At 74.3% G+C, this 21,077-nt stretch carries 18 protein-coding genes; 12 read left to right on the top strand and 6 right to left on the bottom strand.

Annotated elements, in window-relative coordinates; translation table 11 throughout:
- Positions 1–568 (bottom strand): lysylphosphatidylglycerol synthase domain-containing protein (locus MNZ29_RS15820; RefSeq protein WP_242355865.1); only part of this gene is annotated, 568 nt, incomplete at its 3' end.
- 80 nt (positions 569–648) lie between these two features.
- Here MNZ29_RS15820 and MNZ29_RS15815 point away from each other — a divergent pair.
- Entirely contained in the window at positions 649–1,911 is a 1,263-nt protein-coding gene (locus MNZ29_RS15815; protein ID WP_242355863.1) for a phosphatidylserine/phosphatidylglycerophosphate/cardiolipin synthase family protein, read from the top strand.
- Between the two features lie 118 nt (positions 1,912–2,029).
- Here MNZ29_RS15815 and rpsI read toward each other — a convergent pair whose 3' ends face one another.
- Together rpsI and rplM are read right to left on the bottom strand one after the other, a co-directional pair.
- The gene (gene rpsI, locus MNZ29_RS15810; RefSeq protein WP_242340687.1) at positions 2,030–2,422 is read right to left on the bottom strand and encodes a 30S ribosomal protein S9; all 393 of its coding nucleotides are present in this window, start codon (positions 2,420–2,422) and stop codon (positions 2,030–2,032) included.
- Positions 2,423–2,434: 12 nt separating this feature from the next.
- Positions 2,435–2,884 (bottom strand): 50S ribosomal protein L13, encoded by a 450-nt coding sequence (gene rplM, locus MNZ29_RS15805; RefSeq protein ID WP_242340686.1) that lies wholly within the window; start codon positions 2,882–2,884, stop codon positions 2,435–2,437.
- A 226-nt stretch (positions 2,885–3,110) separates the two neighbouring features.
- Here rplM and MNZ29_RS15800 point away from each other — a divergent pair, with 226 nt between their 5' ends.
- Positions 3,111–4,073, top strand: coding sequence for a M28 family peptidase (locus tag MNZ29_RS15800; RefSeq protein WP_242340685.1), 963 nt, complete (start codon positions 3,111–3,113; stop codon positions 4,071–4,073).
- Positions 4,074–4,075: 2 nt separating this feature from the next.
- On the opposite strand, the gene MNZ29_RS15795 is transcribed toward MNZ29_RS15800, so the two are convergent.
- A complete protein-coding gene (locus MNZ29_RS15795; RefSeq protein ID WP_242355861.1) occupies positions 4,076–6,100 on the bottom strand; it encodes an ATP-dependent helicase in 2,025 nt (674 codons plus the stop codon).
- Positions 6,101–6,315: 215 nt separating this feature from the next.
- Between MNZ29_RS15795 and MNZ29_RS15790 the strand changes: the two genes are divergently transcribed.
- Complete coding sequence (locus MNZ29_RS15790; RefSeq protein ID WP_242355859.1) at positions 6,316–8,085, top strand: dipeptidase; 1,770 nt, start codon at positions 6,316–6,318, stop codon at positions 8,083–8,085.
- A 3-nt stretch (positions 8,086–8,088) separates the two neighbouring features.
- On the opposite strand, the gene MNZ29_RS15785 is transcribed toward MNZ29_RS15790, so the two are convergent.
- Positions 8,089–8,982, bottom strand: coding sequence for an RluA family pseudouridine synthase (locus MNZ29_RS15785; protein ID WP_242355857.1), 894 nt, complete (start codon positions 8,980–8,982; stop codon positions 8,089–8,091).
- Positions 8,983–9,145: 163 nt separating this feature from the next.
- On the opposite strand from MNZ29_RS15785, the gene MNZ29_RS15780 reads away from it, so the two are divergent.
- The 6 genes from MNZ29_RS15780 to MNZ29_RS15755 all read left to right on the top strand — a co-directional run bounded on the left by MNZ29_RS15780 (position 9,146) and on the right by MNZ29_RS15755 (position 16,400).
- Positions 9,146–10,300: a cache domain-containing protein gene (locus MNZ29_RS15780; RefSeq protein WP_242355855.1), complete on the top strand. Its 1,155-nt coding sequence runs from the start codon at positions 9,146–9,148 to the stop codon at positions 10,298–10,300.
- Between the two features lie 180 nt (positions 10,301–10,480).
- Positions 10,481–11,854 (top strand): NapC/NirT family cytochrome c, encoded by a 1,374-nt coding sequence (locus MNZ29_RS15775; RefSeq protein WP_242340680.1) that lies wholly within the window; start codon positions 10,481–10,483, stop codon positions 11,852–11,854.
- 10 nt (positions 11,855–11,864) lie between these two features.
- Positions 11,865–13,034, top strand: a complete 1,170-nt coding sequence (locus tag MNZ29_RS15770; RefSeq protein WP_242355853.1) for a hypothetical protein — start codon at positions 11,865–11,867, stop codon at positions 13,032–13,034.
- A 68-nt stretch (positions 13,035–13,102) separates the two neighbouring features.
- Entirely contained in the window at positions 13,103–14,590 is a 1,488-nt protein-coding gene (locus MNZ29_RS25015) for an ATP-binding cassette domain-containing protein (protein ID WP_242355851.1), read from the top strand.
- A gap of 237 nt (positions 14,591–14,827) precedes the next feature.
- Positions 14,828–15,307, top strand: a complete 480-nt coding sequence (locus MNZ29_RS15760) for a caib/baif family protein (protein ID WP_242340677.1) — start codon at positions 14,828–14,830, stop codon at positions 15,305–15,307.
- 97 nt (positions 15,308–15,404) lie between these two features.
- Positions 15,405–16,400: a M23 family metallopeptidase gene (locus MNZ29_RS15755; protein ID WP_242355849.1), complete on the top strand. Its 996-nt coding sequence runs from the start codon at positions 15,405–15,407 to the stop codon at positions 16,398–16,400.
- Here MNZ29_RS15755 and MNZ29_RS15750 read toward each other — a convergent pair.
- Positions 16,378–17,169: an inositol monophosphatase family protein gene (locus tag MNZ29_RS15750; RefSeq protein ID WP_242355847.1), complete on the bottom strand. Its 792-nt coding sequence runs from the start codon at positions 17,167–17,169 to the stop codon at positions 16,378–16,380. The two genes, MNZ29_RS15755 and MNZ29_RS15750, sit on opposite strands and share 23 nt — an antisense overlap.
- A 221-nt stretch (positions 17,170–17,390) precedes the next feature.
- Here MNZ29_RS15750 and MNZ29_RS15745 point away from each other — a divergent pair, with 221 nt between their 5' ends.
- From MNZ29_RS15745 to MNZ29_RS15735, 3 genes are read left to right on the top strand one after another with little or no spacing between them, the layout of a single operon-like run.
- The gene (locus MNZ29_RS15745; protein WP_242355845.1) at positions 17,391–18,182 is read left to right on the top strand and encodes a hypothetical protein; all 792 of its coding nucleotides are present in this window, start codon (positions 17,391–17,393) and stop codon (positions 18,180–18,182) included.
- A gap of 17 nt (positions 18,183–18,199) precedes the next feature.
- Positions 18,200–18,844, top strand: a complete 645-nt coding sequence (locus MNZ29_RS15740; protein WP_242355843.1) for a hypothetical protein — start codon at positions 18,200–18,202, stop codon at positions 18,842–18,844.
- A 13-nt stretch (positions 18,845–18,857) separates the two neighbouring features.
- On the top strand, positions 18,858–20,987 hold the full coding sequence (locus MNZ29_RS15735; protein WP_242355841.1) for an Ig-like domain-containing protein: 2,130 nt from the start codon (positions 18,858–18,860) through the stop codon (positions 20,985–20,987).
- The last annotated feature ends 90 nt before the right edge of the window (positions 20,988–21,077 follow it).

The raw sequence follows: 21,077 nt of genomic DNA, 5'->3' as shown, positions 1-21,077 counted from the left end.
CGCGCGGCGCGAGCAGCGCCGCCCCGGCCGCCGCCGCGGCGAGCCCCACGAACACCGCCGCGCCCACGACCACCGCCCGCCCGAGCCCCTCCACGCGCGGCAGCGCGAAGGCGGCGGCCGCGCCGAGCGCCACCACCGCGCCCATCTCGAGGAGCTTCGCGACGAGCTGGGACGAGAGCGCCGCCGCGAACGGCTCGCGCGAGCTGCGGGAGAGCACGAAGGCGGCCGCGAGCGGCCCGAGCTTGCCGGGAACCGTGTTGTGCACGAGCGCGCCGAGCGCGGTCGCGTGGTAGGCCTCGACGTACCGCGGGCGCGGCGGCGGGGAGACGAGGCGCCAGACGAGCGCCCGCCAGGCGAAGAGCGAGGCGGCGAGCGCGAGGAAGCCGGGCAGCCAGCGCGCGTGCTCCGGGAGCCGCCGGACGAACGCGCCGAGGTCGAAGCGCGGCACGAGCGCGGGGCCGCCGCGCCACTCGAGGCGGAAGAACACGAGCGCCACGAGCATCGCGCCCGCCGCGATGCCCGCGACCACCACGGCGGCGTGGCCCGGGCGGAACGATCGGCGCGCCATGCGGGGAAGTTCGTCATCCCGTCGTGGCCGGCACACCCGGGTGCCGTGCCGCCGTGGCAGGGGGTGCAGAACGTTCGATCGTGCGAACGCGCCCCATCCTGGCAGGGCTCGCGGCGGGCGCCGTCGCGGCCGCGTTCGGCGGTCACCTCACCCGCCGGCTGCGGCGCGCCCAGCTCTCCCGGCGCATGCTGAGGTACGCGGACGAGGTCCCGCTGGACGTGCTCCTCGAGCGCGAGGTGGGCGTGCCGGTGCGCGACGGGAACGCCGTCGAGCTCATCGAGAACGGCGCGATCTTCGACGCCCTCGAGCACGAGATCCGCAGCGCCCGCGAGCACATCCACATCTGCGAGTTCATGTGGATGGGGAAGGGCGACCCGTCGGCGCGGATCGGCAAGGCGATCCTCGAGCGGCGCCCGGGGGTCACCTGCCGGATCGTGCTCGACTGGTTCGGCTCGAAGCGGCTCGCCGAGCCGCGCTTCGATCCCGAGCTCGAGCGGCGGCTGGTCGCGAACGGCGTGGAGCTCAGGGTCCACCGCCCGTGGCCGGATCCGTTCCGTCTCTCGCACCGGCGGATCTTCGTGTTCGACGGCCGCACGGCGTACGTGGGCGGGTTCGGGATCTGGAAGAGCTGGCTCGGCGACGGCGTCGGGCCGGACGAGTGGCGGGACACCGCCTGCCGCGTCCGGGGCCCGATCGTCTCCGACCTGCAGCGCGCCTTCGACCACAGCCTCCAGGCCGCGCGCGGCGAGCCGCTGCCGGGGGCGGCCTACCCGCGCCTCGAGCGGGCCGGCGACGTCCACGCCGCTGTGGTGGCGAGCACGCCGAAGTGGGCCCGGACCACGACCGCGGCCCGCATGTACTACGCGCTCATCGCCTCCGCGCGGCGGCGGCTCCTCGTCGCGAACTCCTACTTCGTGCCGGACCGCTCGCTCCAGAACGTCCTCATCGCGCGCGCCAGGGCCGGCGTCGACGTGCGCGTGCTCGCGCCGGGACCGCACCACGATCAGCCGCTCGTGCGCGCGGGGCAGCGGCGCACCTACTCGCGCCTGCTGCGGGGAGGGGTGCGCATCTGGGAGTACGGCGCGTCCATGATGCACGCGAAGACGCTCGTCGCGGACGACGTGGCGGTCATCGGGTCCACGAACATGGACTCGCAGAGCCTGTCGTTCCTGTGGGAGGCGTCGGTGGTCTGCGACGCGCCGAGGATCGCGCGGCGCATCGCCGAGCGCTTCGCAATCGACCTCGAGCGCTCGAGCGAGGTCCGCCTCGAGGCCTGGCGCCGGCGCCCGCTGAAGATGCAGCTCGGCGAGCGCGCCGCGGGCCTCACCGAGCCGTGGCTCTGATCGCGCCGCGCGGGCTCGAGCGGCCGCCGCGCGGGGAGCCGGCACACGCGCCGGAAACGAACGACGGCCGGCGCCGCGGGTCGCGGGCCGGCCGTTGAGATGAGGCTCGTCGATCGGGCTAGCGCTTCGAGAACTGGAAGCGCTTGCGGGCGCCGGGGCGGCCGTACTTCTTGCGCTCGACCGCGCGGGCGTCGCGCGTCATGAAGCCGGCCTTCTTGAGGATCGGCCGGTACTCCGGGTTGATGTCGCACAGCGCGCGGCTGATGCCGTGCCGGATCGCGCCGGCCTGGCCGGAGAGGCCACCGCCCCGCGCCGTCACGAGGACGTCGAGCTTGCCCATCTGATCCACGAGCTTCAGCGGCTCGACGAGGATCATCTTGGAGGTCTCGCGTCCGAAGTACGTGTCGATCGCGCGGCCGTTGATCGTGATGTTCCCGGTCCCGGGAACGAGCCGCACGCGGGCCACCGACTCCTTGCGCCGGCCGACCGAGATGTTCGCCTGAGTCGCCATCTTCGTCTTTCCTTACTGCGCGAGGGGGAGCGCCTCGGGCTTCTGCGCGGCGTGCGGGTGCTGGTCGCCCGCGTAGATCTTGAGCTTCGTCAGCATCTGCCGGCCGAGCGCGCTGCGAGGCAGCATGCGGCGGACGGCGTTCTCGAGGATGTCCTCGGGATGGCGCTGACGCAGCTTGTTCATCGGGGTGAGCTTCTCGCCGCCCGGGTACATCGTGTGCGTGAAGAAGACCTTGTCCGTCTCCTTCTTGCCGGTGAACCGGGCCTTGCCCGCGTTCACGACCACCACGAAGTCGCCGGTGTCCAGTGAGGGCGTGTAGAGCGGCTTGTGCTTGCCCTTGAGGATCGAGGCGATGCGGGTGGCGATGCGCCCGACCGTCTGGTCGTTCGCGTCGACGAGCCACCACTTCCGGCCCTTCAGGGCCTCGGCCTTCGTCGCGCTGTGGGTGGTGCCTTTGGCCATGGATAAACCTGCGGAAATCCCGAAATTGGAAACGCGCCTTTTAGAGGAGGGCCGTCCCTTTGTCAAGGGCGAACCCGGCCGCCGCGCGATCGCGGGCGTCGTCCTGCTGAGGCCGGCGCAATCTACATTCTCCGGGGCGCCCCCACAAGAGGAGGCGTCCGTTCCCCCGCAGGGCGGAGCGCGAGCCGCGCTTGCGCCAGCGCGCCTCGCGGTGTGAACTCGTCCCATGCGCGCCAGGATCCCCTTCGTGCTCGGCTCCGCCGCGCTGCTCGCTGCGTGCGCCCACCCGCGGCCCCGACCGGCGGCCGAGGTGGCGTGCCGGGCCGTGCGCGCCGACGCCTCCAGGCTGCGAGCGGACGTGGAGGCGCTCGCGAGCCGCTTCCAGCCCCGCAGCGCGGCGCACCCTGGGAACCTCGCCCGCGCGGGCGCGTTCCTCGCGGAGGCGTTCCGGACCGCGGGCGCCGAGGTGGAGGAGCAGACCTACCCGGCGTTCCGCTCCACCTACCGGAACGTCCTCGCCCGCTTCGGCCCGGACACGCCGGAGCGGATCATCGTGGGCGCGCACTACGACGCCGAGGGGGACGATCCGGGCGCGGACGACGACGCGAGCGGCGTGGCGGGCCTCCTCGAGCTCGCCCGCATGCTCGCCCAGAGCCCGCCCCCCATCCGCGTCGAGCTCGCCGCCTACACCCTCGAGGAGCCTCCCGGGTTCGCCACCGACTCGATGGGGAGCGTCGTGCACGCCCGCTCGCTGAAGGAGTCCGAGGTCCGCGTGCGGCTCATGATGTCGCTCGAGATGATCGGCGCGTTCTCCGACGCGCCCGGGAGCCAGTCGGTCCCGGTCGGGATGAAGCGCAGCGCGTACCCGACGACCGGCAACTTCATCGCCGTCGTCGGCCGGAGCGGGCACGCCGGGATGGTGGCGGAGATCGCCGCGGCCATGCGCTACGCGTCGTCGGTGCCGGTCGAGACCCTCGTCGCCTCGCGCGACACGCCGGGCGTGGACCTCGCCGACCACCGGAGCTTCTGGGATCTCGACTACCCGGCGGTGATGGTGACGGACACGGCGTTCTTCCGGAACCCGCGCTACCACACGCCCGAGGACACCCCGGACACGCTCGACTACCGCCGCATGTCCGAGGTGGTCGAGGGGGTGCACTGTGTGGTGCAGGCGGTGGCGAGGCGGTAGGGCTAGCTCTTCGCCTGCCCGCCGAGCCGCGCGCGCAGCGCGGCCATGACGCTCTCCGTCTGCGCCGCCACCTGCTCGGGAGAGGACGACAGCGCCGCGGGATCCACCCGCTCGTGCGCCTCCGCCGGCAGGTCGTCGAGGAAGCGCGACGGCGTGCGCGGCAGGAGCTTGCCGCGCTTCGTCCGGGTCGCGGAGCGCGTGAGGTAGAGCCGCTCGCGCGCGCGGGTGATGCCGACGTAGGCGAGCCGCCGCTCCTCGTCGAGGTCGCGCGCCTCGCCCTGGATCCCGGCGCAGGGGAGCAGGTCCTCCTCGACGCCGACGAGGAACACGACCGGGAACTCGAGCCCCTTCGCGGCGTGCAGCGTCATGAGGGTGATGCCCTCGTCCGCCGCGGGGTCCTCCTCCGAGCGGGAGTCGAGCGCGAGGCGCTGGAGCCAGGTGGCCACGGACGGCCGCGCGGTGCGGTGCTCGTACGCCTCGAGCGAGCGCAGGATGCCGTCGAGCGCGTCCACCTTGCGCTGCGCCGCCTCGAACGACTGCACGCTCGCGCGCGCGTGGCCGTAGAGGTCCACCTCCGCGACGAGCGCGCGCGCCGCCTCGGCGACCTTCCCCTCCTCGAAGCGCGCCCGGAACTTCTCCACCAGCGCGACGAACGCGGCCATGCGCTCCGGCGCGCCGCGCGGCAGGTCGGGGATCTCGCCGGCGCGGCGGAGCGCGTCGAAGAGGTGCACGCTTCGCTCGACCGCCCAGGCGTGGACGCGCTCGAGCGAGGCGTCGCCGATCCCGCGCGCCGGCACGTTCACGATCCGCGCGAGCGACACCTCGTCCTGGGGCGACACGCAGACCTTGAGGTACGCGAGGAGGTCGCGCACCTCCGCCCGGTCGAAGAATGCCGGCCCGCCGTGGACGCGGTACGGCATCGACGCCTCGCGCAGCGCCTCCTCGAGCGGCCGGGACTGCGCGTTCAGGCGGAACAGGATCGCGAAGTCGGCCCAGGGCCGGCCCTCCTGGCGCAGCCGGGCGATCTCCTCGGCGACGAAGCGCGCCTCGTCCTCCTCCTGCCCGAGCGCGAGGACCCGCACCGGCTCGCCGGGGCCGGCGGCGGTGAACAGCCGCTTGGGCTTGCGCTCCGCGTTCCGGGCGATGACGGCGTTCGCGCAGTCGAGGATCCGGCCGGTCGAGCGGTAGTTCTGCTCGAGGCGGATCTCCTTCGCGCCGGGGAAGTGCCGCTCGAAGCGCAGGATGTTCCGCACCTCGGCGCCGCGCCAGCCGTAGATCGCCTGGTCGTCGTCCCCCACCGCGCACACGTTCCGCCGCTCGCCGGCGAGGTGCTTCAGGAGCTCGAGCTGCGCGACGTTCGTGTCCTGGTACTCGTCCACGAGCAGGTAGCGGAAGCGCCGCTGCATCCTCCCGCGCACCTCGGCGCTCCGCGCGAGGAGCTCGACCGGCTTCGCGATGAGGTCGTCGAAGTCGACCGAGCGCTGCGCCCGGAGCGCCTGCTCGTAGCGCGGGTACACCTCGCTCGCCACGAGGTCGTAGTCGTCCCCCTGCCCCTCGGCGCCGGGCGCGATGCGCTTCTTGCCGGCGTTCTTCGCGCGCGACACGAGCGAGAGGACGCGCCCGGCGTCGAAGGCGCGGTCGTCCACCTTCACCTCGCGCATGCAGCGCTTCACGAGGGCCGCCTGATCGCCGGCGTCGCAGATGGCGAAGCGCTTCGGGAGGCCCGCCGCCTTGTGCTCCTGCTGGAGGATCCAGAGCCCGAACGAGTGGAACGTCGAGACGAACACCTCGACGCCCGGCGGTCCCGCGAGCGCCGCGACCCGCTCGCGCATCTCGCCCGCCGCCTTGTTCGTGAAGGTGACCGCGAGGATCTCCTCCGGGTCGACCCCCTGCTGCAGCAGGTACGCGACGCGGTGCGCGATGACGCGGGTCTTGCCCGAGCCGGCGCCGGCGAGGACGAGGAGCGGCCCTTCGGTGGTGGTGACGGCCTCGCGCTGCGGTGGGTTGAGCGTCGAGAGGTCCAGCATCGGAGCCGGGCGTTGTGACACGCGCTCGCGCGCCCGACAAGACTTGACTGTCCGGAGGGCGCTGGCGGCGCCCGCCCACGGGCCCCGCCCGAGGGACCGGTGGCGCCGGGACGCCGTCGGCCCGCCGGAGGAGGTCGCGCCCGGGCCCGGCTCGGCCGCCCGTCCTGGTCGCGGGGCGCGCTTGCGACCGGTCAAGTCCGGTATGCTGCGCGCCCATGATCCTCCCCCTGCGCCAGCGCCTCGCCGTCCCGCTCGCCGCCGTCGCCGCGGCGACCGCGCTCGCCGCCCACCCCGCGCGCGCCTGCACGAACATCCTCGTCGCGCGCGGCGCCACGGCCGACGGCTCGACGATGATCACCTACGCCGCGGACTCGCACGAGCTCTACGGCGAGCTGTACCACACGCCCGCGGCGAGCCATCCGCAGGGCGCGATGCGCGACGTGTTCGAGTGGGACACGGGCAGCTACCTCGGCAAGGTCCGCCAGGCGGAGGTCACCTACAACGTCGTCGGCAACATGAACGAGCACCAGGTCGCGATCGGCGAGACCACCTTCGGCGGCCGCGAGGAGCTCGTCGACCCGAAGGGCGGCGTCGACTACGGCAGCCTCATCTACATCGCGCTCGAGCGCGCCCGCACCGCGCGCGAGGCGATCGACGTCATGACCGGGCTCGTCGCGGAGTACGGCTACCGCAGCGAGGGCGAGTCCTTCTCGATCTCGGATCCGAAGGAGGTCTGGATCCTCGAGATGGTCGGCAAGGGGCCCGGGCGGAAGGGCGCGGTGTGGGTCGCCCGCCGCGTGCCGGACGGCCACGTCTCCGCCCACGCGAACCAGGCGCGCATCCGTCAGTTCCCGCGCAACGACAAGAACACGCTGTACGCGAAGGACGTCGTCGCGCTCGCCCGGGAGAAGGGCTGGTTCACCGGCAAGGACGAGGACTTCAGCTTCGCCGACACCTACGCGCCCATGACCGCGGGCGCCCTGCGTGCCTGCGAGGCGCGGGTGTGGAGCGTGTTCCGCCGGGTGGCCCCCTCGCTGAAGCTCTCCTCCGACTACGTGCTGGGCGGACCGAGCGCGCCGCGCCTGCCGCTCTGGGTGAAGGCCGACGCGAAGATCTCCGTGCGCGGCGCGATGCAGCTCATGCGCGATCACTTCGAGGGCACGCCCCTCGACCTCTCCCAGGGCGTCGGCGCGGGGCCGTTCGCCCTGCCCTACCGCTGGCGCCCGATGACCTGGAAGGTGGACGGCGCGGAGTACCTGCACGAGCGCGCCATCTCCACGCAGCAGACCGGCTTCTCCTTCGTCGCCCAGTCGCGCGACTGGCTCCCCGGCGCCATCGGCGGCGTGCTCTGGTTCGGCCTCGACGACACCTACTCGACCGTGTACGTCCCGCAGTACTGCGGCAACCGCTCGGTCCCGAAGACGTTCGCGGTGGGCAGCGGCAACTTCCAGGAGTTCAGCTGGGACTCGGCGTTCTGGGTCTTCAACTTCGTCTCGAACTGGGCCTACTCGCGTTACAGCGACATGATCCAGGACATCCAGCGGGTGCAGGGCGAGCTCGAGAGCGGGTTCTTCTCGCGCCAGGCGGAGGTCGAGAAGTCCGCGCTCGCGCTCCACGCGACCTCCCCCGGGCTCGCGCGCGATTACCTCACCCAGTACTCGGTCGAGCAGGGCGACCGCACCACCGCCCGCTGGCGCAAGCTCGGCGAGGCGCTCATCGTGAAGTACCTCGACGGAAACGTCCGCGACGAGCACGGGAAGGTGACGCACCCCGAGTACCCGGAGAGCTGGCGGCGGCGGATCGCGCAGGACCGGGGAGAGCAGATCAAGGTGGTGAGGTTCCCGGGGGAGAAGGACGAGAGCGCTACGGCGGGCGCGAGCACGACTCCGACTCCGACTCCGACCCCGACCCCGACCCCGACCGCGACGCCGGCCCCGACCCCGCCCTCGACCCCCACGGCGCCGGTCTCGACCCCGCGGCCCTGACCCTCACCCGCTCCTCGCGAGCGCCTCCATCGCGCGCGCCAGATCCTCCGGGAGCGGCGCGCGCACCTCCACCCTCGCTCCGTCGCCGGGCCGCGGGAACGCGAGCCGATCGGCGTGCAGCGCCTGGCGCGCGATGACCTCGGAGGAAACGCCGTACACGGCGTCCCCCAGCACCGGGAACCCCGCCTCGGCGAGCTGCACGCGGATCTGGTGGGTGCGACCGGTGTCGAGCACGACCCGCAGCCACGCGGCGCCGGGGAGGCGCCGCTCGACCGAGAACGACAGCCGCGCGCGCCGGGCGGAGGCCACACGGGTCGTGAACCGGCGCGGATCGGCGGGGTCGCGGCCGTAGGGCGTGTCGAGCGCGCCCTGGTCCGGGGGCGCCCCCGCCACGAGGGCGAGGTACTCCTTCTCGATCGCGCCCGCCTGGAACGACCCGCGGAGCGCCGCGAGCGCGCGATCGTGGCGGGCGAGGAGGAGCGCGCCGCTCGTGTCGCGGTCGAGCCGGTGCGGCAACCCCGGGACCGCCCGTCCATCCACGTCGAAGCGCCCGAGCCGGCTCGCCGCGCCGACCGCCGAGGGCGAGGCCGGGCCCGCGGGCTCGACCGGGAGCCCCGCCGGCTTCGCGACGACGAGGCAGTCCTCGTCGTCGTACAGGACGGCGAGCGAGGGCCCCACCGCGAAGCCGGAGGAGGCCGGCGGCGGCCGCTCGAGCTCGATCCGCTCCCCGCCGAAGAGGCGTCGCTGGATCGCGCAGGCCTTGCCCCGGATCCGCACGCGCCGTCCCTCGATGAGCCCGCGCACCCGCTCCACGGGCAATGCCAGCGCCCGAGCGAGGTAGCGGTCGAGCCGCTCTCCCGCCGCCTCCCGCGGCACGTCCAGGATCTCCTGGGTCACCGTCGGATCCTGCCACGTGCGGCTCGCGGGCGCTCCCACCGTCCGGCGCCGCCGCGCTCGCGACCGGCACCGTGTCCTCGAACGTGGCGAGCGAGCGAGGCGACCTCCTGTCCCTCGATCGTGGTATGGATCGGCGTCGCTCGGGGGCGCGACCGGAGATTTGATGCGAAGCCTGCCCGTCGAGGTGAAGCTCGCCTTCGCCCTTGGCGTCATCGCGCTTGCGGTCGGGGTCGCGAGCGCGCGGCTCGCGAACGCGACGATCGAGCGCAACGTCGAGGCGGCCGCCGCCGTCTCGCTCCACCGCGCGGCCGAGGCCTTCGCCTCGGAGGAGCAGGCCGAGCTCGACAAGCTCGCCGCGACCGCGGACGCGCTGCTCGCGAACCCCGAGCTGCGCGACGCCTTCGCCGCGCGCGACCGTCCGCGCCTGCTCGCCGCCTCGGCGCCGATCTTCGAGGCGATCCGCGACCGGGACGGGATCACCCATTTCTACTTCCACCTGGCGGAGGATCCGCCCAGGGTCTTCCTCCGCGTGCACCTCCCCGAGCTCTTCGGGGACCCGGTCGATCGCGCCACGCTGCACCGCGCCCAGGAGACGCGCGAGCTCGGCGCCGGCAAGGAGCTCGGCAAGACCGCGTTCGCGCTGCGCGCCGTGCGGCCCTGGATCGTCGCGGGCGAGCTCCTCGGCTACGTCGAGCTGGGCCAGGACTTCGAGCGCTTCCTGCGCGACATGAAGGCGCGCACCGGCGACGACTACGGCCTCCTCGTGAAGAAGAAGTTCCTCGACGAGCGCGCCTGGGCGAGCGTCCTCGGCCCGCGCCAGAACACCTGGAACGATCGGACGGACGTGGTGGTCGTGGACTCCACCTCGTTCACGGACGGGATCCTCGACTACGACGGCGACGTGGAGGCGCTCCCCGAGGATGGGGTCCTGCTCGGTCACGTCGAGCGAGGGGGCCGGGCCCTCCTGCGCGGGATCGTCCCGCTGAGGGACGCCGCCGGGCGCAAGGTGGGCGGGCTCGTCGTGCTCCACGACTTCACCCCGCAGCACGCCGCCCTCGAGGCGGGCGCGCCCAGGCTGAAGGTCTCTCTCCTCGCCCTCGCGCTCGCGGGAGCCGCCGCGATGTTCGCGCTCGTCCACCTGCTCGTCTTCCGCCGCCTCGGACAGCTGCGCCGCCGGCTGGAGACGGGAGAGGTGCCCGCGGGGAGCCCCCGCCTGCGCAGCATGGACGAGCTGGGCCGGCTCGAGGCGCACGTCCATCGGATGGCGTCTTCCGACAGGGACGCCCGCGGCGCGGGCGAGGCGCCCCCACCCTCCTAGTCAGCCGCCCCGCTGGTCACCGCGAAGCCCCGTCGAGCGCCGCGCCAGTGGGCGCCCAGGCGGGCGAGCGCGTCATGAGGTCGCTGCCCCGCCCGACGCCGTCCGGCGCGCGGGAGGGGTGCGTAGCATCGCCGCGATCCGTGACGCGAAGGGAGAGGGCGCGCCCGGGAGGAGCAGGCCATGTGCACCATCCGTCTCGCCGCGCGCGCGGCCGCGGCCCTCGCGCTGGCGCTCGCCGCTCCCGCCCTCGCCGCCGAGCGCCCGGCAGGAAAGGCCGGGGACGACGCGCTCGGCACGCGCAGGTACGCGGACTACGACAAGCCCCAGGCCTGCGCCGGCTGCCACGTGGACATCTCCCGGCAGCACGAGCAGGCGATGATGTCGCAGGCGTTCACGCACGCCTGGGACGAGATCGAGTACTTCCAGCTCGCCGTCCCGCACGCCGAGAAGGTCGAGAAGGTGAAGGGCGTGAAGGCCGGCTGCAACGGCTGCCACGCTCCGCTCGCGTTCCTGGCGGGGGACATCCCGCCGAAGCCGGTCGCCGCCGGGACCCGCGCGAACGAGGGCGTCTCGTGCGACCTCTGCCACACCGTCGTAGCCCGCGGCGGCGATCCGTCGGTGAACTACAACTGGATCTCCGAGCCGGGCAAGACGAAGCAGGGCACGCGCAAGGGCGTGAAGAGCCCGTACCACGCGACGCGCGAGAACCCGTTCCTCCGCACCGCCGAGTTCTGCGGCACGTGCCACAACGAGCAGGACCCCTGGGGCGTGTGGGTGAAGTCCACCCAGCTCGAGTGGAAGGAGAGCCCCCAGGCCAGGGCCGGCATCGTCTGCCAGGACTGCCACATGCCGCCCGCGCGCGGGCGGAGCGCGCGCATGGGCGAGGAGCGCGCGGACATCCGCCAGCACCTGTTCCACGGCGCCCACGACGCAGGGAAGCTCGCGGGCGTCGCCGAGGTTCGGATCCACCCCGAGTCGCGCGAGGTCGAGCCGGGCGATCCCATCCGCCTCACCGCGGTGATCGTGAACGCGAAGGCCGGCCACAAGATCCCGTCGGGCTCCGCCGAGGAGCGCGTGCTGTGGCTGCACGTCGAGGCGAAGGACGCGTCGGGCAAGGTGTGGCCGCTGCGCGTCGACCGGAAGGGATTCCCGGGAGAGGAGTACACGATCGCGGACCCGAAGGCGCTCGCGTACCAGGACATCGGCGAGATCCAGGGGACCGCCGGGTTCCAGGGCCTGCCCCGCGACGGGCTCGTGCCCGCCGGCGACCGGATCTTCCGCCTGCCGTACTTCGACGAGAAGGGGCGGATGACCATCGCCCAGTGGAACACCGCGAAGCTCGGGACCGACTACCGGATCGCGCCCTTGCAGGCGGTCGCGGAGACCTTCACCTGGTCGCCGCCGGAGCTGCCCGCGGGGCCGGTCACGGTGACCGCGACCGTCTGGTACTCGCGGCTCGTCTCCTCGGTCGCGGAGTACCTGAAGGTCCCGCGCGACGAGTACGAGCCCGTCCTCGTCTCGACGCACCGCACCACCTTCACCGTCCTGCCCTGAGGAGCCCGCCGTGACCCGTCGCGCCCAGTCGTCCCTGCCCGCCGCCGCGCTCGTCGCGGCGGTCGTCACGGCGCTCGCCGCCCCCGGCCCCGCCGAGGGGATCCCCGCGTTCGCGCGGCGCTACCGCTTCTCGTGCACGACCTGCCACGCCCCGTTCCCGCGGCTGAAGCCCTACGGCGAGCAGTTCGCGGGCCGCGGGTTCGCGCTCGAGCCGGGCGCCGAGCCCGCCCGCTCGACGCTCGACCTCGGAGATCCGCTCCTCGAGCTGCCCCGCGAGTTCCCGCTCGCGCTGCGGTTCGACGCCTTCGGCACCGTGAGCGACCGCTCGCCCGAGCTGGACTTCGAGACGCCCTGGACGTTCAAGCTCCTCGCCGGCGGGCGGATCGCGGACAAGATCGGGTTCTACGCGTACTACATCCTCGAGCAGGGCGAGCCCGGCAAGATCGAGGACGCGTACCTGCAGTTCTCGGAGGTGTTCGGGCTGCCCGTGAACGTGCTCGCCGGGCAGTTCCAGGTGTCGGATCCGATCGCGAAGCGCGAGCTCCGGCTCGAGCGGCTCGACTACCAGATCCTGAAGACGCGCGTCGGGGAGTCCGGCGTGGACCTCACCTACGATCGCGGCGTCGCGCTCACGAGCGACGTCGGGCCGGTGGCCGCGGTCGCGACGGTCACGAACGGCAGCGGCATCGGCGCGGTGGAGGGCGGACGGTTCGACACCGACTCGTACAAGAACGTCTCGCTCCACCTCGCCGGCGACGTTGGCCCGGTCCGGCTGGCCGGGTTCGGCTACTGGGGCCGGGAGCGGCGCGGGGGCGTGAACGACACGATCGTCTACTGGGGCCCGCACGTCGGGGTCGGGCTCACCGAGCGCGTCCAGCTCTCGGCCGTCTACCTGGAGCGACGCGACTCCAACCCGCGCTTCGGGCCCCGGGACGAGGACCTCGTCACCCGCGGCGGCTTCGTCGAGGCGCTGGCGTTCCCCACGGGGCCCGACGGCCGCTTTGCGGTCGTGGCGCTCTACAACCTCGTCCGCTCGGACGACGACGCGGCCGACGCGGAGTCGGGCGCGCTCACGCTGCAGTGGCTCTACCGCCGCAACGTCCGCATCACGGCCGAGGTGGACCGGGACTTCGACGGCGACGCCTGGACCGGGAGCCTGGGCACTATCGCCGCGTTTTAGACGACAGTTCGGTGCCGCGAATCACGTTCCAGGGTCTCCGCCGGCGTTCCGATCTATGAACGGGGGGCGTGCCAACGCCCCTCGTCACCCTCGACCGCGTGGACGTCCGGCTCTCCGGCGCGGTCCTCCTCGCCGGCGTGTCCGTCGCGATCCGGCGAGGCGAGGGGCTCGCCGTCGTCGGCCCGAGCGGCTCCGGCAAGTCGACGCTCCTCCGGCTGCTCCGCGGCGAGCTCTGGCCGCACCCCGCGAGCGCCGGGCGCCGGCTCTTCCACGGCCCGGAGGGAGAGAGCGAGAGCCCCATCGGCGTCCGGGAGCGCTTCACCCTCGTCGCGCCCGAGGCGCAGGACGCCTACGTCCGGCACGACTGGGACCTCCCGGTGGAGGCCGTCATCCGCTCGGGCTTCTCCGACGCGCCGTATCCCGCCGAGCGCGCCACCCCGGCCCAGAGCGCCCGGATCGGCGAGGTGGCAGCGCTGCTCGGGGTCGCGCCGCTCCTCGGTCGCTCGATCCTGGAGCTCTCGCGCGGGGAGGCGCGCCGGGTCCTCCTCGCCCGCGCGCTCGCGCCCGACCCCGAGCTGCTCGTGCTCGACGAGGCCTGCGACGGCCTCGACGCGCGCGCCAGGGAGGCCTTCCTCGCGCATGTCTCCGAGGTGCTCCGGCGCGGCACCGCCGTGGTGATGGCGACGCACCGGCCCGACGAGATCGTCCCCGAGATCGCGCGGGTGGTGGTGATGGAGGCAGGGAGGGTCGTGAGGGAGGAGAGCCGCGCGGCGTTCCTGGGTGGGCTCGACTGCGCGACCTCGACCTCGACCTCGACCTCGATCCCGACCTCGACCCCGATCCCGATCCCGACCCCGACCTCGACCTCGACTCCGACCTGGACCCTCTTCTCCCTCTCCGACGTCACCGTCCTCGTCGAGGGCCGCGCCGTCCTGCGCGACGTCACCTTCACCGTCGCGCCCGGCGAGCAGCTCGCGATCGTGGGCCCGAACGGCGCGGGCAAGTCCACCCTCCTCCGCCTCCTCGCAGGCGAGGAGCAGCCGGCGCGCGGCACCGTCGCGCGGCTCGATCTCGGTACGCGCGCGAGCGCGCCGGAGCTGCGCGGGAGGATCGGCGTCGTGTCCCCCGAGCTCCAGGCGCGCCATCGCTTCGACGCCACCGGCGAGGAGCTGGTGCTGTCGGGCTTCGCGGGCACGATCGGCCTCGCCGTCCCGCCGAGCGAGTCCGAGCGCGAAGCCGCGCGGGTCGAGCTCGCGCGGCTGGGGATCGGCTCCCTCGCGCACCGGCACCTGCTCACCCTCTCCTACGGCGAGCTCCGGAAGCTCCTCCTCGCGCGCGCCCTCGCCCCGCGCCCGGAGGCGCTCCTCCTCGACGAGCCCCTCGCCGGGCTCGACGCCGGCTCGCGCGCCTGGGTCCTCGCGGTCCTCGCCGAGGCCTGCGCGGACGGCGCGGGCCTGCTCGCCGTCTCCCACCACGCCGACGAGCTCCCCCCCGGCGTGCGCCGCGTCGGCCTGCTCGAGGAGGGCCGGATCATCCGCTGGACCCTCCGCCCGTAGGCCCAATTCCCTTCGGCCGGGATCCGGGGCAGGATGCTCACGATGGCCGACGACCCGCGCCGCCCCGATCCCGCCGCCCCCGAGCCGGGCGAGGCACCGAGCGCCGCCCCGCGACCGCCGCCCCCTCCCTCCACGCCACCGCGCCAGCCCGGCCGGATCGTCGCCTCCGCGGAAGCCTCGCGCGCGGCGTCCCCGCCCCCACGGCCGCCGGCTCCCGTCCGCGAGATCAAGGGCGCGATGTTCATCGACACGGCGTCGGGCACGTTCCAGGACCTCCGCCCGCCGCCGCCGCCGGTCATGTCCCGGCGCGAGTTCGAGGCCGAGCTCCAGCGGCTCCTCCGGGAGTACGCCGGCGACGCGTCGAACCCCGGCTCGATCCGCTGCGAGGGCTGCCAGCGCTGCACGAGCTGCATGTTCTGCACGGACTGCGTGGAGTGCTACCGCTGCACGCACTCGCGCGGCTGCCGGTCGTCGAGCCACCTCACGCACTGCACCGACTGCGAGGGCTGCCACGACTGCGCCTACTGCGTGGCGAGCGAGAACTGCACGCAGTCGAGCTACCTCGTCCTCTCCCGCGCCTGCTCCGAGTGCACCTACTGCTTCGGCTGTGTCGGGCTCACGAAGAAGGACTTCCACGTCCTCAACGTGAAGTACTCGCGCACCGAGTACTTCCGGATCGTGAAGTCGCTGCAGCAGGAGCTCGGGCTCGAGGGGTGATGCAGGGCTCGGGGACGGTCGCCGAGCGACCGAGCCCGCCACGCGATACAGAAGGTGATCGCAGTCTCGAACCGTCGTCTCGCGCAACGCCGCCGCCATGCCGCTCCCCTCCACGCTCCTCGCGCTCCTCCTCTCCGCCGCGCCGCGCCTCACCGCCTCGATCGCGCCCGCGGCCGCGCGGCCGGGCGACGCCGTGCTCGTCCGGGTCGCCGGCGCGGGCTCCGAGCCGCGCGGTGAGCTCGCGGGCCGGCCGCTCTCGTTCTTCCGGGCCGGCCGCGAGTGGCGCGCGTTCGCCCCGCTCCCGACGGAGACCGCCGTGGGCCCGCTGGCGGCCCGGATCGATTCGGACGGCGCGCGGACGGAGGCCACGCTCGCCGTCGTGGAGCCGGGCTGGCCCGCGCGCGAGATCTCCGGCGTGCCCGCCCGCTTCGTGGAGCCGCCGCCCGACGTCACGGCGCGCATCGCCGCGGATCGGGCCGCGTTCGACGCCGCCTACGCGCGGCCCCCGGAGCCGCCCCGCTTCCGGCGCGCCTTCGCGTGGCCCCGGCGCGCGCGCCTCTCCGGGCACTTCGGCGAAAAGCGCGTGTTCGACGGCGTGAAGCAGAGCGTCCACTACGGCGCCGACGTGACCGGACCCGTGGGCGCGCCGATCCGTGCCGCGAACGACGGCGTCGTCGTCCTCGTGCGGGAGGCCTACCTCTCCGGGCGGACGGTCCTCCTCTCTCACGGCGCCGGCGTGTTCACGGCCTACTTCCACCTCTCCCGCATCGACGTCCGCCCGGGCCAGGCGGTCCGGCGCGGCGCGCGGATCGGGCTCCTCGGAGCGACCGGGCGCGCCAGCGGCCCGCACCTGCACTGGAGCGTGCGCGTGGGCGGGCTGTTCGTGGATCCCGAGTCGCTGCTCGGGATCGACCCCGCCTCCGGGAAGGCGCCGCCCCGCGCCCCGCGCCCGCCCTCCCCCGCGCCGGCCGCAGCCGCCGTGACGGCCGTCCCGGCCGCCGGCGCCTCGGGAGGCCCGCCCGGCACGCCGGCGCTGGAGGCGCCCGCGGCCGGCGCAGGCGCCCCGCCGCTCAGCGCGGCACCGAGCCGATGACCTCGAGCATGGGCGCGTGCAGCGACGGCGGCGCGGCGACGATGTCGCCCGTGTCGAGCATGCGCTCGCCGCCGGCCATGTCCGTGACGAGCGCGCCGGCCTCCCGCGCGAGGAGGATCCCGGCGGCGACGTCCCACGGCTTGAGCCGCTGCTCCCAGAACCCGTCGAACCGGCCCGCCGCCACGTAGGCGAGGTCGAGCGCGGCCGAGCCGAAGCGGCGCACCGCGCGCGCCCGGCGCAGGAACGCGCCGAAGAGCCGCAGCGGGTAGTCGTGGTGCTGGTGGATGTCGTAGGGGAACCCGGTCACGAGGAGCGAGCCGACGAGCTCGGCGCGGCCGGAGTGGCGCAGGCGGACGTCGCCGAGGAACGCCCCCTCGCCGCGCGCCGCGGTGAAGAGCTCGTCGCGCAGCGGGTCGTAGGTCGCGCCCGCCGCGAGGCCGCGCGCGTCCGCGACCGCGACGTTCACCGCGAAGTGCGGCACTCCGTGCGCGTAGTTGGTGGTCCCGTCGAGCGGGTCCACGAAGAAGCGGAGCTCGCCCCCGTCGCCCCCCGAGACGCCCGACTCCTCCGCCAGGATGGCTGCGCCGGGGAGGCGGCTCCGGAGGAACCCGAGGACCGCGGCCTCGGCCGCCCGATCCGCGTCGGTGACGAGGTCGATCCCGCCCTTCAGCTCGATGGTGCGCTTCCCGCCCCACTTCTCGCGCAGCACCGCCCCGCCCCGTCGCGCCGCCTCGGCGCACGCGTCCCTCAGCTCCGCCGACTCCGCCACTTGCACCTCCGTCTTCCGAGCGCCGCGGACGAGTCCCGCGGTCGCTCGAGAGCATAGCCACCTCGGCCCCCGTCCGCAGCCGTCGTGGGCGCGCCACGCCGCGCCGCCCCTCCCACCTCCACTCATCCCAGGATCACGCGACGCGCGCGGCGTTCACGTTTCGTTCACAACTCTCGTGCGGTGAATTAACCTCCCGCGAACTTTCCCCCTGGGTGGATCTCATGATCGCACGCCGCCTCGCAGTCGTCCTCGCCGCCGCCCTGGCGGCCTCTCCCGCCGCGCGGGCGCAGACGTCGCCCTCGCGGCGCGCGCCGGCCAGCGCCGCGAAGAAGCCCGCGGCGAAGGCCCTCGCGGCGCCGGCCGCGCCCGCGGTCGCCGCGGAGCCCGCGCCCGCTCCCGCCCCTGTGGCCCAGGGGTCCGCTCCGGTCGCGGCGGAGACGGCGGGCGGGCTCTCCCAGGAGCCGCCGGCGGGCTGGTTCGCCGAGCCGGAGTGGCGGATCGCGACGCTCCTCGGCGCAGAGTTCGGGATCGGGGACGCGAGCTACAGCGCCCTGAAGCTCCGCGTCGACGCGGAGCGCACGGTGCGCGCGCTCTCGCCGCGCGCGGCGCTCGGCTGGGTGATCTCCGCGGGGGTGCTGCACGCGTCGGACTCCCAGGACGTCCCCGTGCCGATGATGGGCACCGTCGCGATGGAGTGGGGCGCGAACCTCTTCGAGGTGGTGCCCGCGGCGCGCGTGACCTACGCGCTCGGCCCGAAGCTCTGGATCCACGGAGACGCCGGCCTCGGCGTCGCCTACACCGCCGCCTCCGGCTCCGTCGACGTCCCGGGCATCGGCCACGTCGAGCCGGTCTCGGGCGGCGTCGCCGGCGTGGCGCGGCTCGCGGGCGGGCTCGCGTTCACGCCGACCCCGAACGTCCGCGTCGGCGCCCAGCTCGTCGGCTTCGACGTTCGGTTCGGCGACGGCGTCGGCTCCGCCTTCTCGTTCCTCGTGTCCGCGAGCCACCGCCTGTGAGCTCCGGAGGACCCGCCATGAAGATCCCCCTCCTCGCCCGCGCGCTCCTCGCGCTCGTCCTCGCCGGCGCGGCCGGCGCCGCCGCCGCCCAGTCCGGCGCGATCCCGCTCCCGCCGCCGCCGCCGGGCACCTCGCGCCTGCCGGCGTCGACTCCCGGCGGGCGCGACCCGCTGCGCGCCGCGGCGCTCTTCGGCTTCTCCCGCAGCCAGGACGGCGGCGACCTGTCCCCCATGCTGCGGCTCGAGGGCGTGCTCCCGCTCTCCCGCACGCCCGCGGGGCTCTCCGTCGGGCTCGTCGCCCCCCTGCGCGCGGTCTACGTCCGGCCGAAGGAGGCCGACGGCATCGAGACGAGCGGCGTGAGCTTCGAGGCCACGCCGGGCGTGCGGCTCGCGCTGCCGCTCCGCGGCGGAAAGGCCGCGGTCCGCGCGGACGCGGGCGTGGGCGTCGTCCACCACCGCGTGACGGTCCTCGTCGACCAGGTGTTCGTCGGCCGGATCCGCGAGACCCAGACGTCCACCACGGGGATCTTCCGCCTCGGCCTCGGCGGCAGCGTCGCCCTCTCGCCCAAGCTCGTCCTGGATCTCGAGCCCCTCTCCGTCGGCTACGACCTCGACGGCGGCGCCGACTGGTCGTTCGCGGCCGGCGTCTCGTTCCGGCTCTAGGAGCAAATCCACCATGCGCCTCCCCACGAGCACGAAGCTCGCCGTCGCCCTCGCCGCCCTCCTCGCCGCGGCGTGCCAGCAGGACACGATCACCTCCCCCGACGCCTCCTGCCGGCCGACCGGCACCGCGTGCGGCGAGAACGCCGACTGCTGCTCCTACGGCTGCGTGCAGGGCACCTGCATGCGCAACCCGCTCGAGGGCGGGATGTGCCGGAACAGCGACGACTGCGGCTACCCGCGCGTGTGCGTCGCGAGCCACTGCACGAGCGAGGTGCAGTGCCGCGTCGACGGCGACACCTGCGGCTTCTCGAACGAGTGCTGCAGCGGCCTGTGCCGGATGGACACGAACACCTGCGCGCCGGACCGCGCGCCCGTCGCCGACGCGGGCGCGGACGCGACCGTCCCGCGCCACGTGCCGTTCACGCTCTCCAACGCGAGCAGCGATCCGGACGGCACCGCGCTCGAGTACACCTGGTCGCTCCGCCCACCCCCGGGCTCGACCACCGCGGTGCTCTCCAGCACCACCGGCGCGACGCCCTCGTTCACGCCGGACGTGACCGGCCCCTACGAGCTCACGCTCACCGTGTCTGACGGCTTCCTCACGAACACGGACACGGTCGTCGTCACGGCGATCAACACGGCGCCGGCGGTGACCGTCACCGTGCCCGCCACCCAGTCGCGGAACGTCTCGTTCACGGCGCAGGGGACGGTCGCGGACGCCGACGGGGATCCGCTCGAGTGCAGCTGGACGGTGACGCCGCCCGGCGGCACCGCGCAGCCCGCCGGCACGCCGGGCTCCTGCCGCGGCGCGGTCTCGCTGCCCGTCACCTGCGGGCCGGCGCCCGCGGACGAGGGCGACTGGGTCGTCACGCTCGCCGCGACGGACGGCGTGAACACCACCACGGTCCCGAAGACGGTCACCTGCGTGAACGACGCCCCCGTCGCCGAGGCGGGGCCCGCACGAGCCGTGAACCGCACCGCGACCCCCACGGTCTGGCCCTCGGTGGCGACGCAGGCCAGCGCCTCCGACGTCAACGGGGACACGACCTTCACGTGGGCCTGGACGGTCGTCGACACGCCCACCGGCAGCGCCGTGACCGCCGGCTCGCTCACGGGCGCCGACACGGCGAGCGCGAGCTTCACCCCCGACCTGCTCGGCGACTACGTGCTGCAGGTGACGGTCTGCGATCGCCCGGGGGCCTGCACGAGCGATACGGTCACGGTGACCGCGTGGCCGCACATCCAGGACCTCGGCCACGAGGTGCGCGACGCCGAGTACGCCGCCGGCAAGATCGTCCTCGTCGGCGCCGACCCGGCGGTCGCCGGCGGCGGCAGGCTGTGGGTGCTCGACGCCAACACGGGCGCCGAGACCGCGAGCGTCGCGCTCCAGACCGCGCCGAACGTCGTCGGCGTGCTCGCCAGCGGCGCGACGGCGGTCGTCGGCGACGACGTCTGGCTGCGGGTCGTCTCGCTCGGCGCGACGCCGGCCGTCACGAGCTCGATCTCCGCCAACTTCCAGGTGAACGATCTCGCCGCCGTCTCGTCGAGGCACGTGTTCGTCTTCCCGAAGACCTCCGGCCAGTGGATCGGGGACCTCGACACGAGCAACGGCGCGCTCACCACGCGCGCCCTGTACGGCACCGGCGGGGCGGCGGATCCGACGGACCCGAACCGCTTCTACGTCGCGGACGGCAGCTCGGTGGAGCAGTGGGTGCTCCAGAACAGCGGCGACCTCCTCCAGCTCGGCACGGCGTCGGGGTGCACCTCGGCCCGGCTGTGGGTGGAGCAGAACGGGAACCACCTCTTCTCGACCTGCAACCTCATCTACTCGACGGCGGACTACCTCTCGGCGTCGATGGGGTCGTTCCCCGGCGTGACCTCGGTGCGGTTCGCGCACGCGGACACCCTCGGCAACGTGGCGCTCCTCGACGCGACTGCCACGGCCGTCCACCGCTACGACGCCTCCTTCGTGGCGCTCCCCGGCGCCGCCACCGAGCCCATCCCCGTCTGGGCGGAGGCCAGCGCTCCGTACGCCGCCGAGGGCCTGTTCGTCTTCCTCGCGCCCGACGGCAGCCGGAACGCCATCGTGCGCGCCACGATCGGCGGCGCGACGCGCTACGGCCTCGTGAAGTTCCCTCAGTAGCTCCGCGAGCCGCGGGCCCCCGCACCGCCGGGGGGCCGCGCCCCCGTGCGGCCCCCGGGCCCGGGCGGGGGGGCACACGGGGGCGGCGCA

Origin of the sequence: Anaeromyxobacter sp. SG64, from assembly GCF_022690745.1 — a bacterium.
Lineage (GTDB): Bacteria > Myxococcota > Myxococcia > Myxococcales > Anaeromyxobacteraceae > Anaeromyxobacter > Anaeromyxobacter soli.
This window is presented reverse-complemented; position numbering and strand designations above follow the sequence as displayed.